Source organism: Roseateles koreensis (assembly GCF_028595305.1).
Lineage (GTDB): Bacteria > Pseudomonadota > Gammaproteobacteria > Burkholderiales > Burkholderiaceae_C > Paucibacter_A > Paucibacter_A koreensis.
Genome location: NZ_JAQQXS010000003.1, coordinates 145,133 through 163,315, shown reverse-complemented (window position 1 = coordinate 163,315; position 18,183 = coordinate 145,133). Strand labels below are relative to the sequence as shown.

Annotated in this window: 10 protein-coding genes, 1 pseudogene and 1 CRISPR repeat array (1 of these 12 running past the window's edge); all 11 genes and pseudogenes read left to right on the top strand. The window is 61.6% G+C overall.

Annotation, left to right across the window (positions count from 1 at the left end; all coding sequences use genetic code 11):
- The first annotated feature begins 18 nt into the window (after positions 1-18).
- Complete coding sequence (locus PRZ01_RS04190) at positions 19-1,113, top strand: porin (RefSeq protein WP_273595507.1); 1,095 nt, start codon at positions 19-21, stop codon at positions 1,111-1,113.
- A 63-nt stretch (positions 1,114-1,176) separates the two neighbouring features.
- Positions 1,177-1,443, top strand: a pseudogene (locus PRZ01_RS04185) (ATP-binding protein); the annotation flags it as partial.
- A 467-nt stretch (positions 1,444-1,910) separates the two neighbouring features.
- The gene (locus PRZ01_RS04180) at positions 1,911-3,629 is read left to right on the top strand and encodes a CHASE2 domain-containing protein (RefSeq protein WP_273595506.1); all 1,719 of its coding nucleotides are present in this window, start codon (positions 1,911-1,913) and stop codon (positions 3,627-3,629) included.
- Positions 3,630-3,682: 53 nt separating this feature from the next.
- The gene (locus tag PRZ01_RS04175; RefSeq protein WP_273595505.1) at positions 3,683-4,429 is read left to right on the top strand and encodes a hypothetical protein; all 747 of its coding nucleotides are present in this window, start codon (positions 3,683-3,685) and stop codon (positions 4,427-4,429) included.
- Between the two features lie 44 nt (positions 4,430-4,473).
- Positions 4,474-5,778 carry a M48 family metalloprotease gene (locus PRZ01_RS04170; protein ID WP_273595504.1) on the top strand — a complete coding sequence of 435 codons (1,305 nt, stop codon included), beginning with the start codon at positions 4,474-4,476 and terminating at the stop codon, positions 5,776-5,778.
- A gap of 448 nt (positions 5,779-6,226) precedes the next feature.
- Positions 6,227-7,219: a type I-F CRISPR-associated endonuclease Cas1f gene (cas1f, locus tag PRZ01_RS04165; RefSeq protein ID WP_273595503.1), complete on the top strand. Its 993-nt coding sequence runs from the start codon at positions 6,227-6,229 to the stop codon at positions 7,217-7,219.
- The gene (gene cas3f, locus PRZ01_RS04160; RefSeq protein ID WP_273595502.1) at positions 7,216-10,617 is read left to right on the top strand and encodes a type I-F CRISPR-associated helicase Cas3f; all 3,402 of its coding nucleotides are present in this window, start codon (positions 7,216-7,218) and stop codon (positions 10,615-10,617) included. Before cas1f ends, cas3f begins: the two co-directional genes overlap by 4 nt.
- A gap of 58 nt (positions 10,618-10,675) precedes the next feature.
- Positions 10,676-11,959 carry a type I-F CRISPR-associated protein Csy1 gene (csy1, locus tag PRZ01_RS04155; protein ID WP_273595501.1) on the top strand — a complete coding sequence of 428 codons (1,284 nt, stop codon included), beginning with the start codon at positions 10,676-10,678 and terminating at the stop codon, positions 11,957-11,959.
- Positions 11,960-11,976: 17 nt separating this feature from the next.
- The gene (gene csy2 / locus PRZ01_RS04150) at positions 11,977-13,002 is read left to right on the top strand and encodes a type I-F CRISPR-associated protein Csy2 (RefSeq protein ID WP_273595500.1); all 1,026 of its coding nucleotides are present in this window, start codon (positions 11,977-11,979) and stop codon (positions 13,000-13,002) included.
- Between the two features lie 37 nt (positions 13,003-13,039).
- Positions 13,040-14,077, top strand: coding sequence for a type I-F CRISPR-associated protein Csy3 (gene csy3, locus PRZ01_RS04145; protein ID WP_273595499.1), 1,038 nt, complete (start codon positions 13,040-13,042; stop codon positions 14,075-14,077).
- Positions 14,078-14,085: 8 nt separating this feature from the next.
- The gene (gene cas6f / locus PRZ01_RS04140) at positions 14,086-14,649 is read left to right on the top strand and encodes a type I-F CRISPR-associated endoribonuclease Cas6/Csy4 (protein WP_273595497.1); all 564 of its coding nucleotides are present in this window, start codon (positions 14,086-14,088) and stop codon (positions 14,647-14,649) included.
- A gap of 149 nt (positions 14,650-14,798) precedes the next feature.
- Positions 14,799-18,183: direct repeats of the CRISPR family, unit length 28 nt; unit sequence GTTCACTGCCGGACAGGCAGCTCAGAAA (it continues 5,837 nt past the right edge of the window).

Sequence of the window (18,183 nt, the reverse complement as noted above, 5' to 3'; positions counted from 1 at the left end):
CATTCACATTCACTTCTAATGTGCGCTGCACTGATCACCTTGGCAGGCGTTGCCCAGGCGCAGAGCGTCAACATCTACGGCCTGATCGACGTTGGCGTCGAGCACATCAGCAAGGTTGGCGCCAGCGGCGCCAACCTGACGCGAGTGCCAAGTAACACCGGCACCTTGCCTTCGCGCCTTGGCTTTCGTGGCAACGAGGACTTGGGCAACGGCATGAACGCCGTGTTCACACTCGAAATGGGCCTGGCACCCGACCAGGGAACGCTGGGCCAGGGTGGACGGGCCTTTGGCCGACAAGCCTTCGTAGGTCTCAGCGGCGGATGGGGCGCAGTGACCCTCGGCCGCCAGTACACGATGCTCTATTGGTCGCTCATGGATGCAGACATCCTCGGCCCATCTGTGTTTAGTGCCGGTTCGCTTGATGCCTATCTACCCAACGCACGCCACGACAACGCCTTGGTCTACCGCGGGCGCTTCGGTGGCCTGTCTGTGGGTGCGTCGTACAGCCTCGGTCGAGACACCGTCAATGCCGGCCCAAGCCCAGTCGGCACCAACTGCCCAGGAGAAAGTACCGATACCAAAGCCTGTCGTGCCTGGTCAGCCATGGTGAAATACGACAGCGACTCATGGGGCGCCGCATTGGCGTACGACACCGGTAATGGCCGCACCGTAGGCGCCGCGCCCGACGCAATATTTGGCGGCCTCACGAGCAGCAGCAAGTCGGACAGCCGACTCACGATCAACGGGTACGCGAAGCTGGGCGAAGTGAAGTTGGGTGCCGGTGTGATCCGCCGCACCAACGACGGCGACGCCATCAAGCCCAAGAGCGACCTTTGGTTCGTCGGCGCCTCCTATCCGGTAAATACGTCACTGAGCGCCGAGGCCGCCTACATGGGCTTGCGTTACACGAACGTGTCGCAGCGCGACTCTTCAATCCTGGCCGCGCGGCTGGTCTACAAGCTCTCCATGCGCACGGCGGTCTACGGGCAGGTGGGTGCAATTAACAATGACGCGCTGGCGGCCGTCTCGGTCAGCGGCGGCGCGCCAGGGAGCAACCCCGTGGCGGGCGCCTCGCAGACTGGCTTGAGCCTTGGCGTACGGCACAGCTTCTGATAAGTGGAAAGGGGCGCGGTGACGCGCCCCACCCTTTCGCACTTGATTCGGTCGACCTGTTGCACGGGCGAAACGCATCTGGCCACCGCGATTGAGGTAGGAGCCATCACGCACCACGGCAAGCGCGTACGGTTTTACTCGACGGTGGATTGGGTCTACGCGCTGGAGCGCGAAAAACGTGACGACAAGGCGGGGCGCCTGGCGCTGAACCCGATGGCCATGGATGCGGCGATCCTGGACGAGCGGGGCTATTTGCCATTCAGCCACGCCGATGGCGCCTTACGCTTCCACCTGCTATCGAAGTTTTACGAACACCCCCGCGTGCTGATCGGTGATGGAATGAGCAAGGCCATGCTGGCCGTCACCACGTCGGCTAACCACTGCCGCAGACACTAGCAATCGGCTGTCTACTTGACAGGGAAGCTTACGATCTGGCACCCCTGAATCTCGCCAGACTCTGAATCAAGTGTCACGGCTGGCAATAAGCCCGGGCGATAGGCCTCGAATCACGGCTCGCCAAGAACCCGGTTGCGATAGCCCAACTTATAGGACATTCAAGTAACGAATTACGCACGCTGATCAAATTCGCCACGCTGTAAAAAATACCCGGATCGTCGACACTTTTTGATACAAAAATGGGCATTCAAGGCAAGCGCCTGTCGCCCTCGGCTGTAGGCAGATGGGCGCTTGCTCCGGCTGGATTGAATTGAATCGTTGATCACTCATTTGCAATGGCACATCCGGCTGACGCGCCCCCCACGCCCGCTTCAAATCCTAGACCCGGCCTTGCACAACGCGTGTTTAGCTTCGTCCTGGCGCAATGGCGATCGGTCTTATTCAGCGCCAGCATTGCGCTGATTCTGGAGAGCATGGGCGCACTCTTGGTGCTGACCAAATTCTCCTTGCTGGTGGTGTCCAGCCTGGCTTCGCAGGCACCCAGCCAAGCCCAGCAACTCAGGGCAGACATGCCGGTCGTGGCGCTGCTGACCAATGATGACTTCGTGCTGCGCTACGCCGAGAAGAACCCGCTTGACCGTTGCGTGATGGCGGAGGACTTAGGCCGCGTCTTCGCCAAGCAGCCCCAGCGCGTGGCCATCGACTTTGACCTCTCGCCGCTGCTGAAGCCCTCAGCATCTGAGCGTGAATGTCAGGACCAACTCAACCAACTGCTCCAGCAGCATGCAGGCACGGTGGTGTTGCTGGCCCCCTTTCCCACCAGTGCCGAGCCCTTGCTTCAAGTCAAGCATGACTGGATGCAGGCGCAGTGCCAGCACGGCCTGCACTTTGCGACGGGTGAAATCGAACAATCGCTGGGCGTGGTCACCGAGCTGAATCTGGGCGATGACGCCACGGCCCATGCGCGGCTGGCGGACCAACTGCACCACGGCTTGTCGTCCTATCTCTGCGACCAAGTCACGCCGCTTCGCAATGCCCGTGACAACCGCTGGCTCAACGAGCGCTGGCAAGAACAAGACAAGATGGCCGGCCACGAACTCGGGCACGACGCCGCGCAGCATGAGCCGGAGTCCGCCCCCATCAACTTCCCGGCCTTGACCCGACGTGTTGCGGTGATGGCGCTGAATTCACCCACCTTTGCGCAACTACCCGACTTGAAAGAAAACGTCGTCTTGGTCGGTGGCGACTGGGGGCGTGACGACAACTTTTTGACCGCCATCGGCAACCAACCGGGGGTGGTGGTTCATGCCGCGCGCCTGGTCAGCCTGGCGAACCCGATTAAATCGTTGCCGCCGTTTCTGGGCCTGTGGGGCGATATCGTGATCGCCCTGAGTTTTGCCTGGGTGATTGCGCGGTTCTGGAAAGGTTATGTCGCCGCCCGGCGGGTCGACCTGAGCCTGGCGCACCGCGCGCGCCGCACCTCGCTGAGCACCTTGCTGATGTTCACCTTCGTGATGGTGTACCTCGGCTTGGTGCTGTTCTTCTTCATGGCGGCGGAGCATCTCTTCTCCAACTGGGGCGTCGTGATTGCCCCGCTGCTGATTGCGCTGTCCATCCTGGTGGACGGCTTTGTCTCCGGCCCGGTCGAGCAGATTTCAGACTTGTTGGCTGAAGAGTCCGAGCGGACGTTCAAGCGGCCCGGCGAGACCTCTGCGCAGCCCCATCACCACCATCTTGAACTCGCTGCGGCCCTGCGCCAGTCGGGCATCGCCATCCTGATGCTGATGGCCTTTGGCGCCGCCGTCGTGCTCGCGCCAGGCGCGACCCGACAAGCCGCGGCCGCCTTGTTTGCCGGGGCGCAGATCGGGCTGTTGGGCCTGCTCTTGCTGCACCTGGGGCGCCAGCTCAAAACCTTCAAGCTGGGCGCTACGCTGCAAGCCCTACAAGGCGCCGCACGTGCTGCTCTAGATCAATGGCAGCCAGGCGGCGCCAGCTATCCAAGCACGGGGTTGCCGCGCCTTGAACAGCTCGGCCTGCTGCTGTGGTGGCTGCGCAATCTGGTGTTTTGGGGCGTGATGGGATGGGGCGCAGCGCTGCTCTTGAGCCACAGCGCGGCCTGAAGACCCGAATCGAACTCGCCTCGAAATCCTCTATGACCTTCAGCCAGGACATCATGAAGCGATCAAGCCCCAACTACTGTCTTACCCTCATTTCACCCCTCAAGGGTTGTGCCGCCGCCGCGCTAGGCTTGGGCTGCGCCCTGGCCACCGCGACATTGCTAACGCTCACATCACCCGGCGTTGCCACAGCACAGAGCCCTCGGCCGGATTGCAGCCTGAGCTTGAAGGCCCCTCCCTCCGCCAAAGGACAAACCTTGGCCGATGAGGTCGCCCGCTCCAACCCCTGCGTGGCCGTGCCGGGGTTGAGCGCCAAGTCGCTGACCTCGGTGTGGAACACCATGCTGTCCAGCGCCAAAACAGGCGGCAAACGCTTCGACACGCCGCCACCCGCCGGCCTGCCGACGGGCAAAGTACTCATCACGCTGCAAGGGCTTGAGTTCAAGCTGGACGCTGTGGCGGCCGAGGGCGTCTTGGGCCTGCAGATTCGCAGCGGCAATCAACTGATATTCAGCATCAGCAACCCAGGCAGCAAGCGCATCCTGGTGCCAGCCACGCAATTGAAGTTTGGCGAGACCTATGAGTGGGTGCTGGTGACTCGAAAGGGCAGCTACAAAGGCAGCTTCGAGACCCTGGAGCGTGAGGAAAGCACCTTGGTGCTGTCCCGCATCACCGCGCTGGAAGGCGCGGCGCTGAGCCCCGCAACCCAACAGCTCTACCTGGCCGCCATCTTTGACGACGCCGAGTTGTACGCCGACCGCGACCAGATCCTGGCCGACTTGCGCCGCGACAACGGCCTTTGAACCCCAACCCGCCCCTTCTCCCTCCACGCAAAGCAAGGCAAGACATGACACGCAATGCACGGCAAATGCTGAACGACGGGCCGCATCTTCGCCAACGCGTATGGGCACTGCCGATTGCCGTGGCCTTGCTTGGCATCGTCCCTGCGTACGCCATCGCTCAGGCGCAAACGCTGGGAACACAAGAAACGCCCGAGGCCGCCAGTGCCCCATCAACGGCGGCCTCCTCGCCGGGGGAAAGCGTGCTCGGCGCCATTGGTTCGTTCTTCAACCGATTCAAACCCGGGCCCGCCGATGCCAAGGCGCCTGACACCGCCGCAAGCGCTGCAGAGCCCAGCGAACGTAACGCCGAAAAGCCACGCAACGAGGGCTTCAACATCATTGACATCGAGAGCTGGTCGCGCACCTCGGATGTGGTGCTGGACCCCCAGTGCAAAACCATGGTCCAACCCTTCGGCATCGGCGACAACGCGGCGTCATTGGCGGTGCTTGCCGCCAAGCTCAAGCTCAGTGCCTTTTTGGAACAACTGCAAGGCCAGAACAAAAAGCCAATGGCCATCAACGATATCGTCAAGCTCGCGGCCCGCCACCTCAATTGGCTGCCCATGGAAGCGGAGTTGGCGCTGGGCCAGCAGATGCTCAATGACGGCGACGTGCTGGACGAAAACAAAAACAAAGACAGCCAACGCACCTATGCCGAAGCCCGCGCCATGCTCGCCGACATCGTCAAAGATTTGCCCAAGCCCCTGCCCTACGACTTTCAAGTCAAGGTCTTGACCAAGAGCTACGGCAACGCGTCCGCACTGCCGGGCGGCATCGTGCAAGTGGACCGGGATTTGTTCAAGAAAGGCGCTGATCGTGACTTCGCTTACTTCGTGATGGCGCATGAGGTTGCGCACGTGCTGCAGCGCCACGAAACCCGGGTGTACCAGGCCCGGCTGGCCGACGGTATCGACTCCATCGACGGCCTGCGCAAGCTGATGTCCAACGCCGCCACCCACAATCCCGCGACCCTGGTGGCCTATGCCTCGTCACTGAAAAGATTGTTCGTCAATTTCACCGAAGCACAAGAGTTGCAAGCCGACAGCTGTGCCATCCGCCTGACAGCCCAGCGTTATCCTGACAAAAAAGTCTGGGCTGCCACCCTGAAGAAGATCGAAACCCGCCTCGGCCCCATCACACCCGAAACCCCCGAAGGCCCGCAAGGCAATACCTTGATCGACCACCTGAAATACGTCGGCGACGGCATCATGGAACGCCACCCCAACACCGGTAAACGCCGCGGCAATATGGAGTTGACGTTCAACATCACCACTTTGACGACTCCCGCCCCTGGCGCGGTTGTGCGTTAGGGAGTGACTGGCACGGGTGTTTCAGCGCCAGGCCGGGGCAAACAGTGGAGGAGCCCCGACACTGATTGAATTTAGCTGCGTCCCCTGAAACTTCAGGTGCTCACGCTGAAACGGTGCAAGACTTGACCCCATTCACATGAGGGTTCGTCACAGGCAACCGACCAGGTCGCCGTATTGACCAGTGCTGTCACGCTTTGATTCCGTATCCGCGGTCACTCGGCACCTACTGGACATCCCCGCTGCGCAGTGCCGTTTGTGGCCCAAAAACGTGACCGTCGCCACAACGACTGAGACGCACCACATTCACAGCAAACCCAAGGCTTTGCACCCTCAGAGGGTGTTTGTTTTGGTAAAAGCCCCCATCAACCTGGCTCACTCAGTGAGCCAGTAGTCTGGCATCCTGAATCCAAAGCACAGGGTCAATCGTTGAGTCACTTGCAATTGCACAATGGAATCCATTCATTCGTCGGATCTGAAAACAATCTTGCACTCCAAGCGCACCAATGTGTATTACCTGGAGCATTGCCGTGTGCTGGTCAACGGCGGCCGGGTGGAATATGTAACCGAGCAGGGCAAGCAGTCCCTGTACTGGAACATCCCCATCGCCAACACCACCTCGGTTTTGCTGGGCACGGGCACCTCCGTCACCCAGGCGGCGATGCGGGAGCTGGCCAAGGCTGGTGTGCTGGTGGGCTTTTGCGGTGGCGGCGGCACCCCGCTGTTCGCGGCAGCCGAGCAGGAGCTGGACACCCTCTGGCTGCAGCCCCAAAGCGAGTACCGGCCCACCGAGTATCTGCAGCACTGGGTCAGATTCTGGTTTGATGACGCGCACCGGCTGGCCGCAGCCAAGTCCCTGCAAAAGCGGCGTTTGGAGCGTGTCGCCCGGCAATGGTGCGGCGCCCGCAGCCTCAAGGAACAGGGCTTTACCATCGATGAGGCCGCGCTGAACCAGATGGCGCAAGCCAGCCAGGCGCGGGTGCAAGCCGCCCCCGACACCACGGCCCTGCTGACCGAAGAAGCGCGCCTGACCAAGCAGCTTTACGCTCAGGCCTGCGCGGCTACCGGCTTTGGCGAGTTCACCCGCGCCAAAAGGGGCAACAGCACCGACGCGGCCAACCAGTTCCTTGACCACGGCAACTACCTCGCTTACGGCCTCGCCGCCACGGCGACCTGGGTCTTGGGCCTGCCGCATGGCTTGGCCGTGCTGCATGGCAAGACCCGGCGCGGCGGCCTGGTGTTTGACGCGGCCGACCTCATCAAAGACGCCACCATCCTGCCGCAGGCCTTCATCAGCGCCAAACGTGGGGACAGCGAACAAGAGTTCCGCCAAGCCTGCATCCAGGCCTTTGCCCGCACCGAGGCGCTGGACTTCATGATCGACTCGCTCAAAGAAATCGCCGTCCAGCAAGGTCAGGCCGCCAAGACCGGAGGCGCCGCATGAATGTGTTCCTCGTCTCCCAATGCGACAAGCGGGCCTTAACGGAAAGCCGCCGCATCCTCGACCAATTTGCCGAGCGACGCGGCGACCGCAGCTGGCAAACCGCCATCACCCAAGACGGCCTGGACACCCTCAAAAAGCTGCTGCGCAAAACCGCCCGCAAGAACACCGCCGTCGCCTGCCACTGGATTCGCGGCATAGACCGCAGCGAGCTGCTGTGGGTGGTGGGCGACCGGCAAAGGTTCAACGATGAAGGGGCGGTGCCGACCAACACCACGCGCAGGAACATCTTGAAGGAAGCCGACCAAAACCAGTGGCACAGCGGCGAGTTGATCCAACTGCTCACCGATCTGGCCGGCCTGCTGCACGATCTGGGCAAGGCCACCCAGGCCTTTCAGATGCGCTTGGATGGAAAGTTAGACGGCAAAAACCTGGTGCGTCACGAATGGGCGTCGCTGCGCTTGTTTGAAGCCTTTGTGGGCGAGGACGACGATGCCAGTTGGCTGGCTCGCCTGGCTGCCCCAACTGAGGCCGACCAGGCCCGCTGGCTGAACCGGCTCCACACCGATCAGCCCGGCCTCATAAACACATCGCCCTTTGTCACCCTCAAAAACGCGCCTTTGGCCCAAGCCCTGGGCTGGTTGATCGTCACCCACCACCGCTTGCCGATTTTTCCGGGCGACGGTTTTCAAAGCTCGTTCCTGGTCAACGTGCTGCGCAATGTGGAGGCCAACTGGAACGAGCCCGCATTCAAAGACGCCACCACGCTCGCGCTGAAGCCCTTTTGGCAATTCCCCAAAGGCTTGAGCGTCACCACGCCCGAGTGGCAACACCGTGCCGCCCGCGTGGCCCAGCGCCTGCTTCGCCACGCCACACAGGCCAGCGCCCAGAGCGTGATGAGCAACCCCTTTGTGCTGCATCTGTCTCGCCTGTGCTTGATGCTGGCCGACCACCACTATTCCAGCTTGACGGTGGATTCAAGCGGCAAGCCCCAAGAAGGCCGCATCACGATCAAGGACCAAGCCGCCCACCCCCTGCTGGCCAACACCCGCAGTGGCAGCAAGCCCAATCAAACACTGGCCGAACACCTGGTGGGCGTTGCCCAGCATGGGGCCGAGGTGGCGCGCTTTTTGCCCCGCTTTGAACAGCATTTGCCCCGGCTTGGCAAGCACCGTGCCCTGAAGCAGCGTAGCACCGAGGCACGCTACGACTGGCAAAACAAGGCTGCCGATCTGGCCGCCAGCCAGCGCCTGCACAGTGCCAGGCACGGCGCCTTCATCGTCAATATGGCCTCCACCGGCTGCGGCAAAACGCTGGCCAATGCACGGGTGATGTATGCACTGGCCGACCCGGCCCAAGGCATGCGCTGCGCCTTTGCCATGGGCTTGCGCACGCTGACCCTGCAAACCGGCCAGGCCTTCAGAAAGCTGCTCAGCCTGGGCGACGATGAGTTAGCCATCCGCGTCGGCGGCGCGGCCAGCCGCACGCTGTTTGACCATTTTGAGCAGCAGGCCGAAGCCAGCGGTTCGGCCTCGCGCATGGGCTTGTTTGAAGGCGAGGAAGGCCATGTGCTGTTTGAAGGCCAGCACGACCAGCACCCCTTGCTGCGCCGCGCCGTGGCTGACCCACAGGTGCGCAGCCTGCTGGTGGCCCCCGTGCTGGTGTGCACGGTAGACCACCTCACCCCCGCCACCGAGAGCCAACGCGGTGGCCGCCAGATCGCGCCCATGCTGCGCCTGCTAAGCGGCGACTTGGTGCTGGACGAGATTGACGACTTTGACATCGACGACCTGCCCGCACTCACCCGCCTGGTGCATTGGGCCGGCCTGTTAGGCGCACGGGTGCTGCTGTCATCCGCCACCCTGCCGCCCGCCTTGATCCATGGCTTGTTTGAGGCCTATCTCAATGGGCGCCAGCACTTTCAAGCCAACCGCAGCGAGCGGCCCGACGCGGCCGCTGCGCCCGCCGTGGCCTGCCTATGGATCGATGAATTCAATCGCGAGCACGCCCACTGCGCCCATGCCGCCAGTTTTGAGCAGGCTCATCAGGCCTTTGTCGGCAAGCGCCTGCAGCGCCTGGCCGAAGCGGCGGCCCTGCCCCGCCGCCGCCTGGCCTTTGTGCCGCTGTTGAACATCCCCAAGGCCAAACCCGCTGCGGCCCAGGCCTTTGCTGCTGCCGCCTTGAAGTCTGCCTTGGCCTTGCACGCTGAGCACCACAGCATGGACCCGCACAGCGGCAAGCGCGTGAGCTTTGGCCTCATCCGCATGGCCAATATTGAGCGCATCCACGACACCGCCCTGGCCTTGTACGGCCTGGGTGCGCCCGAGGGCCTGCGCATCCACCTGTGCGTGTACCACTCACGTTTTCCACTGTTTGTGCGCTCAGCCATAGAACGCCAGCTGGATGCCTCGCTCAAACGCCATCGACCTAACGATGTATTTGAGCTTGCCGGCATACGCACCCACCTGGACGGCCACGCCGATCTGGACCACGTATTCATCGTGCTGGGCTCGCCCGTTTGTGAGGTGGGGCGAGATCACGACTACGACTGGGCCGTGGTCGAACCCTCTTCGCTGCGCTCACTCATCCAGTTACTTGGCCGCGTGCGCAGGCATCGCGCCGAGCCCTGCGACACCGCCAATGTGCATGTCTTCAGCCACAACCTGCGGCACTACACCAGCCCGAACAAGGCCGCCTTTCTCTGGCCCGGATTTGAAAAGGACGACGGCCCTTTCCGCCTGGCTCAGCACGATGTGCGTGTGCTGCTGCCCCTGGCGCCCCACACCACGCTGGACGCCAGCCCTCGCATCCAGGCGCCAGCCGTTGCGCAGCTACAGGCCCAGCACCGCTGGGCCGATCTCGAACACGCCCGCATGCGCGCTCAAATGCTGGCACCCGTTGAGACTCCCAAACTACCTACGGCGGGTGGCCGCGCCAGAAGCTCCGGCGCCGCAAGCGCCGAATTTGGACACACCAACGCCAGCAGCTGGTGGCATCTGCCCGCAGCCGACGCCTTGCTCACGGGCGTGATTCCTCAGCAGCAACGCTTCCGCAATGACAAGGGCCGCAAGGAGCAAGCATTGGTCTTTTTGCCCGATGAAGACGGGGAAAGGCTGGTGCTGCACAAGGTGCTGGAGAACCGCCAGGGGCGCCAGAGCGACAAGCTGTTTGTGGAGGTTGAACGCGGCGAACACACCGCCTTGCCTGGCACAGCAGTTCAAGGCTCAGGCATCCAACCCTGGGGGGTGGTGGATGCCATGGCGGAGCTGACCCAACTGGCTGCCGACCTCGACATCGACCTACGCAACTGCGCCAAACGCTTTGCCATTTTGAGTGCGCCAGAGAGCAGCGCCGGCTGGCAATCGCATCCCGCATTGGGATTCGCAAAGAGAAGGGAGTAAGCCACCAAAACCATCGTCACCACAGAAATAGCCATTCATCAACCCAAAGGGAATTGCCATGTCATTGAATGACGCCAACAGGACTCTAGCCATCCGAGAAGTGATCGCGGAGTTTCTACGGCAACGCCGGGACGACAAGCTGGAAAAGCTTGCGCCAGAAGACCCCAAACGATCCGAACTGCATGCGCAGTTCATCCCTGCCGTCTGGCTGGAAGACGCGGCTCGCCGCGTGAGCCAGATTCAGGCGGTGACACATTCGCTCAAACCCATACACCCGGATGCCAAAGGCAGCAGCCTGTATTGCGAGCCGGGGCAATTGCCTGCCACCGATGCCCTTGGCAGCCACAGCCTGGGTGCGCAGTACGACACCGATGTGGTGGGCAATGCCGCCGCGCTGGACGTGTACAAACTGCTCAAGCTGAGCCACGGCGGCAAGACTCTGTTGGACTTGGCAGTCAGCGGCGACGCTGACCTGGCCGCTGCCCTGAGTGACGACCCGGCCAAGGGCAAAGACTGGCTGCAATCATTTGCAGCGTTAGCGACACCACGCGGCAAGCCCAGCAGCCACACCAACGCCAAGCAGTTGTATTGGCTGGTTGGCGACGACCCGCACGATGAACAGTCGTTTCACCTGCTCGCACCGCTCTACCCCACCTCGCTGGTTCACCGCGTGTACCAAGCACTGCAGGACGACCGCTTCAGCGAAGACGCCAAAGCGGCCCGAGCCGCGCGCAAGGCCGTTGAAGCCCACGCCCGCCCCGTGCGCGAGTACCCCAATCTGGCGATTCAAAAACTGGGCGGCACCAAGCCACAAAACATCAGCCAGCTCAACAGCGAGCGGCGCGGTGACAACTGCATGCTGGCCTCGCTGCCGCCCGTTTGGAAGTCCGCCCAAGTGCGCCCGCCGCTGCATGCGGACAGCCTTTTCAAAGCCTATGGGCGGCGAACCGAGGCCAGGCAGCAGGCCGTGGCCTTGAAGCTCTTCCTGAAAGATGAGCCGCCCGCCAATGTGGCGACCCGCGACAAGGTACGTGGCCATGTCATCCGCCTGATCGACGAGTTGCTGCAATACCAGGCGGAGCTGCTGACGCTGAGCCCTGGCTGGTCCGCTAGCGAGGACTGCGAGCTGCCCGCCGCCCAGTGCCTTTGGTTAGACCCTGATGCAGCGCAAGCACTCAGTGAAGCGGCCACCGAAGAAGCTTCAGAGCAAGTAGCCGCTGACTTTGCACGTTGGGTCAACGCCCAGTTATATGACCCGCTGCCGGTGGGCGACCCGGAGTTCTTGTTCTGGCGCAAGCTGGCCCGCGAAGAATTTGCAGCGCAAGCGCGGGAGGCTGCATGAGTCAGGATGCACACAACATGCCACCACCCATCAATGCACTGCTGGTGCTGCCCCGCCTGCGGGTGCAAAACGCCAACGCCATTTCCAGCCCGCTGACTTGGGGCTTCCCGGCCATGTCTGCTTTTCTGGGCTTCATGACGGCGCTGGAACGCCGCCTTGGACGGGACGCGGGCATTGAGTTCTACAAGCTGGGCGTGATCTGCCATGGCTTTGAAGCCCAGGTCACGACCGAGGGCTACACCCGCGCCTTTCACCTCACCCGCAACCCGGTGCTGGCCGATGGCAGCACGGCAGGCATTGTGGAAGAAGGCCGGGTGCACCTGGAAATCACTCTGGTGTTTGATGTGGTGCTCACCGCAGGCCAAATCAGTGACGCTGAGCGGCAAGCCCTGGCCGAGCAAATTGCTCATCTGGCAGCAGGCATGCGTCTTGCCGGTGGCAGCGTGATGCCTGCACTGCCCATGCAGCAGCGCCGCGTGCCACGCCCAGCGCTGATGATGCTCCAAGGCGACCCGGATGCGCAGCGCCAGCAGTTCCGCCGCATGGCCCGCCGTTGGCTGCCCGGTTTTGCCTTGGTCTCACGCGACGATTTGCTGAGCCAGCGTTTGACGACTCTGCAAGCCGAGCAGCCCGACGCCACCACCTTGGACGCCTGGCTTGACCTGTCGCGCCTGAATCATCGCGCCGTGCAGGCGACCAATGACAAGGGTGAAGACACGGTGAGTTGGGTCACCGACCCGCGCGAGGGCTGGACCGTGCCCATCCCCGTGGGCTATGCGGGGCTGTCTGAGTTGCATGAACCCGGCAGCGTGGCCAACGCACGCGACAGGGTCACGCCCTTCCGCTTTGTTGACTCCATCTGGTCCATCGGGCAATGGATCAGCCCGCATCGCCTGCAGGACTTGGACGATTTGTTCTGGTACGCGCAACCAACAGACGAGGGCGTCGACCCACGCCTCTACCGCTGCCGCAACAAGTTCAAGCCCGCCACACCCACCCACGCTGATGAAGCGCAAGCCGTGTCCGACACGGTTGCCGCCTGACTTTCACGTTATTCGAAAATTTTTGGAGTTTCAAAAAATGGCTACTGCATCCAACCTCAAGACCGCTTCCGTCCTCGCATTCGAACGCAAGCTGGACCCGTCTGACGCTGTTTTCTTCGCCGGCGCATGGGATCAACGTGGCACGCTTGCAGCTTGGGCGCCCGTGACGGTGCGTGAGAAATCGGTGCGCGGCACCATTTCTAACCGCCTCAAGACCAAAGACCAAGACCCCGGCAAGCTGGACGCGGCCATTCAAAATCCCAACCTGCAAACGGTGGACACCGCCACCCTGCCCGCCGATGCGGACACACTGAAGGTCGTGTTCAGCCTGCGCGTGCTGGGCGGCGCGGGCACCCCTTCGGCCTGCAACAACGCCGAGTACCAAACCAAGCTCTTGGCCACGGTGCAAGGCTACGTACAGGGTCAGGGTTATGGCGAGCTGGCCCGCCGCTACGCCCACAACATCGCCAACGGCCGCTTCCTGTGGCGCAACCGCATGGGCGCAGAGCAGGTGGAAGTACAGGTGCAGCACATGGTGCAAGGGTCGGCCGCCAGCACTTGGACATTTGATGGCCTCAGCCTCTCCACCCGCGACTTTGAAGCCACCGGCGCCAATGCCGTGCCCCTGCAAGCCTTGGGCGCCTTGATCGCCCAGGGTCTGGCCGGCCAAAGCCATGTGCTGCTGCAAGTCACCGCCCACGTGCGCTTGGGTGCTGGGCAAGAGGTCTACCCCTCGCAGGAGCTGATTCTGGACAAAGCCAGCAGCGGCAAGAGCAAGACGCTGTACAGCGTCAACGGCGTAGCAGGCATGCACTCGCAAAAGCTGGGCAACGCCCTGCGCACCGTGGACACCTGGCACCCTGATGTGGCTGAGCTGGGCCCCATCGCCGTGGAACCCTACGGCTCCGTCACCACGCTGGGCAAGGCCTGCCGCCGCCCAACCGACAAGCTGGACTTCTACAACCTGCTTGACGGCTGGTTGCTGAAGGACAAGGTGCCTGCCGTGGAGCAACAGCACTTCGTCATGGCGACGCTGATCCGTGGCGGCGTGTTCGGCGATGCCGGCAAGGAGTGAGCAGCGCCATGGCTCACTACTTCGACATCCAACTCCGGCCCGACCCCGAGTTCCCACCGCATTTGCTGATGGCCGCGCTGTACGGCAGGGTGCATCTACGGCTGGCGGAGCTGAAGGCCGAGGACGTAGGCCTGGCCTTCCCGGGCTACCAGGCAAGGCCGGCTCAGTTGGGCCGCGTGATGCGCCTGGTCGGCCCTGCGCAAACGCTCACTCAAATCGCCGCCGGTCACTGGCTGGGTGCCGTGCGAGAGCATGTCATCGTCCATGACCTCCTGGAAGTGCCGGCCACGGCCGAGCATCGCCGGCTGCGCCGCGTGCAAGCCAAGAGCAACCCCGCACGCCTGCGCAGGCGGCAAATGAAGCGACACGGTTTGACCGAAGCCGAAGCCCTGGCCCGCGTACCCGACAGTGCGGCCGAACTGCTGAACCTGCCCTTTGTGCAATTGCGCAGCGCCAGCACGGGCCAAACGTTCCGGCTATTTTTTGAGTTAGGCGCCCCCCAGGCCGAAGTCAAGGAGGGCCGCTTCAACGCCTACGGGCTGAGCCCAGTCAACACCACGCCCTGGTTCTGACGGCCCAACGCACCGAACGACCCTTTTTTCACCACCCCGCGCAAGCGCTTATGAATCAAGCACTTGCGCGTTTCGTTTTGAAAAGGGTTGGTGGGGTGGTAATTGGGGGAAATGCAAGTGGGAGAATGGCTTGCTGGGTTTTCCGCTTAGTTCACTGCCGGACAGGCAGCTCAGAAAAATGCGCCAAAGCGCCCATCTTTCGGTGCACTGTTCACTGCCGGACAGGCAGCTCAGAAAATCGGGCACGGCACCCACAGCGCGCTGCAGCGGTTCACTGCCGGACAGGCAGCTCAGAAAGCCGTCGAACAGCTTCTGAGGCTTGTCTGCGGGTTCACTGCCGGACAGGCAGCTCAGAAAATGACCGGGCCTCGGCGCTGGAGTCGTTCAGCGTTCACTGCCGGACAGGCAGCTCAGAAAAGCCCGGCAGCAGATCCAAGTTCTGGCCAGCCGTTCACTGCCGGACAGGCAGCTCAGAAAAACCGAAATTCGCCATTTCCACCTGTTCGCAGGTTCACTGCCGGACAGGCAGCTCAGAAATGCAAGCGCAGGCAAAAGGAAAGCGCCGAGATGTTCACTGCCGGACAGGCAGCTCAGAAATGTCCAAGAGCCCCATGCCCGTGCAAATGGACGTTCACTGCCGGACAGGCAGCTCAGAAAATGGTGGCGTTCGCCCAGGCCAACGCCAGTGGGTTCACTGCCGGACAGGCAGCTCAGAAATGACACGGGTGGGGGTCAACAAGATCATCAGCGTTCACTGCCGGACAGGCAGCTCAGAAATCACGGCAACTGTTTGAAAAGCTGGATGTCCGCGTTCACTGCCGGACAGGCAGCTCAGAAAACCCGGCAACTGGGCGCTCTTCGAGATGGGAGGTTCACTGCCGGACAGGCAGCTCAGAAATGACGCACGACGACTTTGCCAACAAATGAGGGGTTCACTGCCGGACAGGCAGCTCAGAAATATGACAACAAGGTTGATGAGGCCCGGTGGGCGTTCACTGCCGGACAGGCAGCTCAGAAAAGAGTAGCGACGTGCCGCCGCTTGCTTTCACTCGTTCACTGCCGGACAGGCAGCTCAGAAACGCAAGGCGGCCAATTTGGCGAGGTCTACGGTGTTCACTGCCGGACAGGCAGCTCAGAAAACGTGGATCTTGATTCGTGCGCTCATCTTTGCGTTCACTGCCGGACAGGCAGCTCAGAAAATCTGAGTCTTGAATCCATATTCTGATTCACCGTTCACTGCCGGACAGGCAGCTCAGAAATGATGTGCAAGTAGGCGCATTGATTGACGCCTGTTCACTGCCGGACAGGCAGCTCAGAAAATTCAAGGATGAGGAAGTCGAATTCATCCGCAGTTCACTGCCGGACAGGCAGCTCAGAAAGCTCGTATTTCTCGGGCGTGGTGTGCCCGTCCGTTCACTGCCGGACAGGCAGCTCAGAAAAGGGTCGAAACAGGCGCGTGTTGCAGCCTGACGTTCACTGCCGGACAGGCAGCTCAGAAATATCTCGAGGCGACTTCTACGTCATCACGACTGTTCACTGCCGGACAGGCAGCTCAGAAAAACACAAAGCATGGACCGAGTGGTTCGGTCAAGTTCACTGCCGGACAGGCAGCTCAGAAATGAAGTTGTGCCATGACGTTCGCACGTTTGATGTTCACTGCCGGACAGGCAGCTCAGAAAGTGGTCATCAGGCTTTAACTCGACACGCTGGCGTTCACTGCCGGACAGGCAGCTCAGAAACTTGAATGGCCCGCAGCTTCCGCCGTTAGGCCGTTCACTGCCGGACAGGCAGCTCAGAAAGTGAGATGCCCAACAAATGCCGCCTGCTCGCTGTTCACTGCCGGACAGGCAGCTCAGAAAATGATCGCCGAAGTAGACGGCGATCTGTACGTGTTCACTGCCGGACAGGCAGCTCAGAAAGCCCGGAAACTGGGCGCTCTTCGAGATGGGAGGTTCACTGCCGGACAGGCAGCTCAGAAAAACATGCCCATGCCCGACAATGAAATACTGCGGTTCACTGCCGGACAGGCAGCTCAGAAAGGAAGCATCAGGACAAACAAGGTCGGCTCGGCGTTCACTGCCGGACAGGCAGCTCAGAAAAGTCCGATGCGCCCATCAGTTGATCGCGTTGAGTTCACTGCCGGACAGGCAGCTCAGAAAATTTGCGCCAACTCTGAATGACTTGGGGCGACGTTCACTGCCGGACAGGCAGCTCAGAAAGTTCAGGATGCGCGACCGTGGCGAACATCTAGGTTCACTGCCGGACAGGCAGCTCAGAAATGGCGCAATCGCATCAATGGCGGATGCTACATGTTCACTGCCGGACAGGCAGCTCAGAAATCGGCGCGGAGCTTTGCCTTGTCCTCTTCGCTGTTCACTGCCGGACAGGCAGCTCAGAAAATCAAGCGAGCCATTCCGCAAGAAGCGCCGCAGTTCACTGCCGGACAGGCAGCTCAGAAATCAATCATCATGTCGCACTAGCCTCAGTCAGTGTTCACTGCCGGACAGGCAGCTCAGAAAGACCAAAGCACGCAAAGCACTGTCCACAAGCTGTTCACTGCCGGACAGGCAGCTCAGAAAAGACAAAGAACTGCGCGAGGCAAAGGGCGCCAGTTCACTGCCGGACAGGCAGCTCAGAAAAAATGTGGCCAGATAGCCGCCGCTCATTGCATGTTCACTGCCGGACAGGCAGCTCAGAAAATCCAGCGCGATCACGCGCTAATCCTGCGCGAGTTCACTGCCGGACAGGCAGCTCAGAAAGTGTCAGGTTGTGCCCGTTTACTGCCGTCAGCGTTCACTGCCGGACAGGCAGCTCAGAAATTACGGCCATCCAGCGTGATCACGCGCTAATCGTTCACTGCCGGACAGGCAGCTCAGAAACGTCGGGGCTTCGGAAACGAAAAACCCGCCGAGTTCACTGCCGGACAGGCAGCTCAGAAACCTGGCCGCAATGGCAACTGAGTTGCACGAATCGTTCACTGCCGGACAGGCAGCTCAGAAATTGAGCCCAGACTTGTCGGCGGCAGCTTCTAAGTTCACTGCCGGACAGGCAGCTCAGAAAATCTTGCAAATCAGGTCGCACATAGTCAGGTCGTTCACTGCCGGACAGGCAGCTCAGAAAAGTCAACAAAGTCTTGCGTGACCAGCTTTACGGTTCACTGCCGGACAGGCAGCTCAGAAAATCCGATAAGGGTGTATTCACCGACACAGCCAGTTCACTGCCGGACAGGCAGCTCAGAAAAACAGCGAGCAGGCGGCATTTGTTGGGCATCTGTTCACTGCCGGACAGGCAGCTCAGAAAATTCCCCGCAGTGCCCCGGCTTGCAGGTCGATGTTCACTGCCGGACAGGCAGCTCAGAAACGGCTCGCCGAGCAAGTAGCACAAAGCCGAGTGTTCACTGCCGGACAGGCAGCTCAGAAATTCGCAGCAGTTCGTTTTTCAAAGCCTGTGCCGTTCACTGCCGGACAGGCAGCTCAGAAAAGTCGGAAAGCAACATTGCGCCAGAGCAGATCGTTCACTGCCGGACAGGCAGCT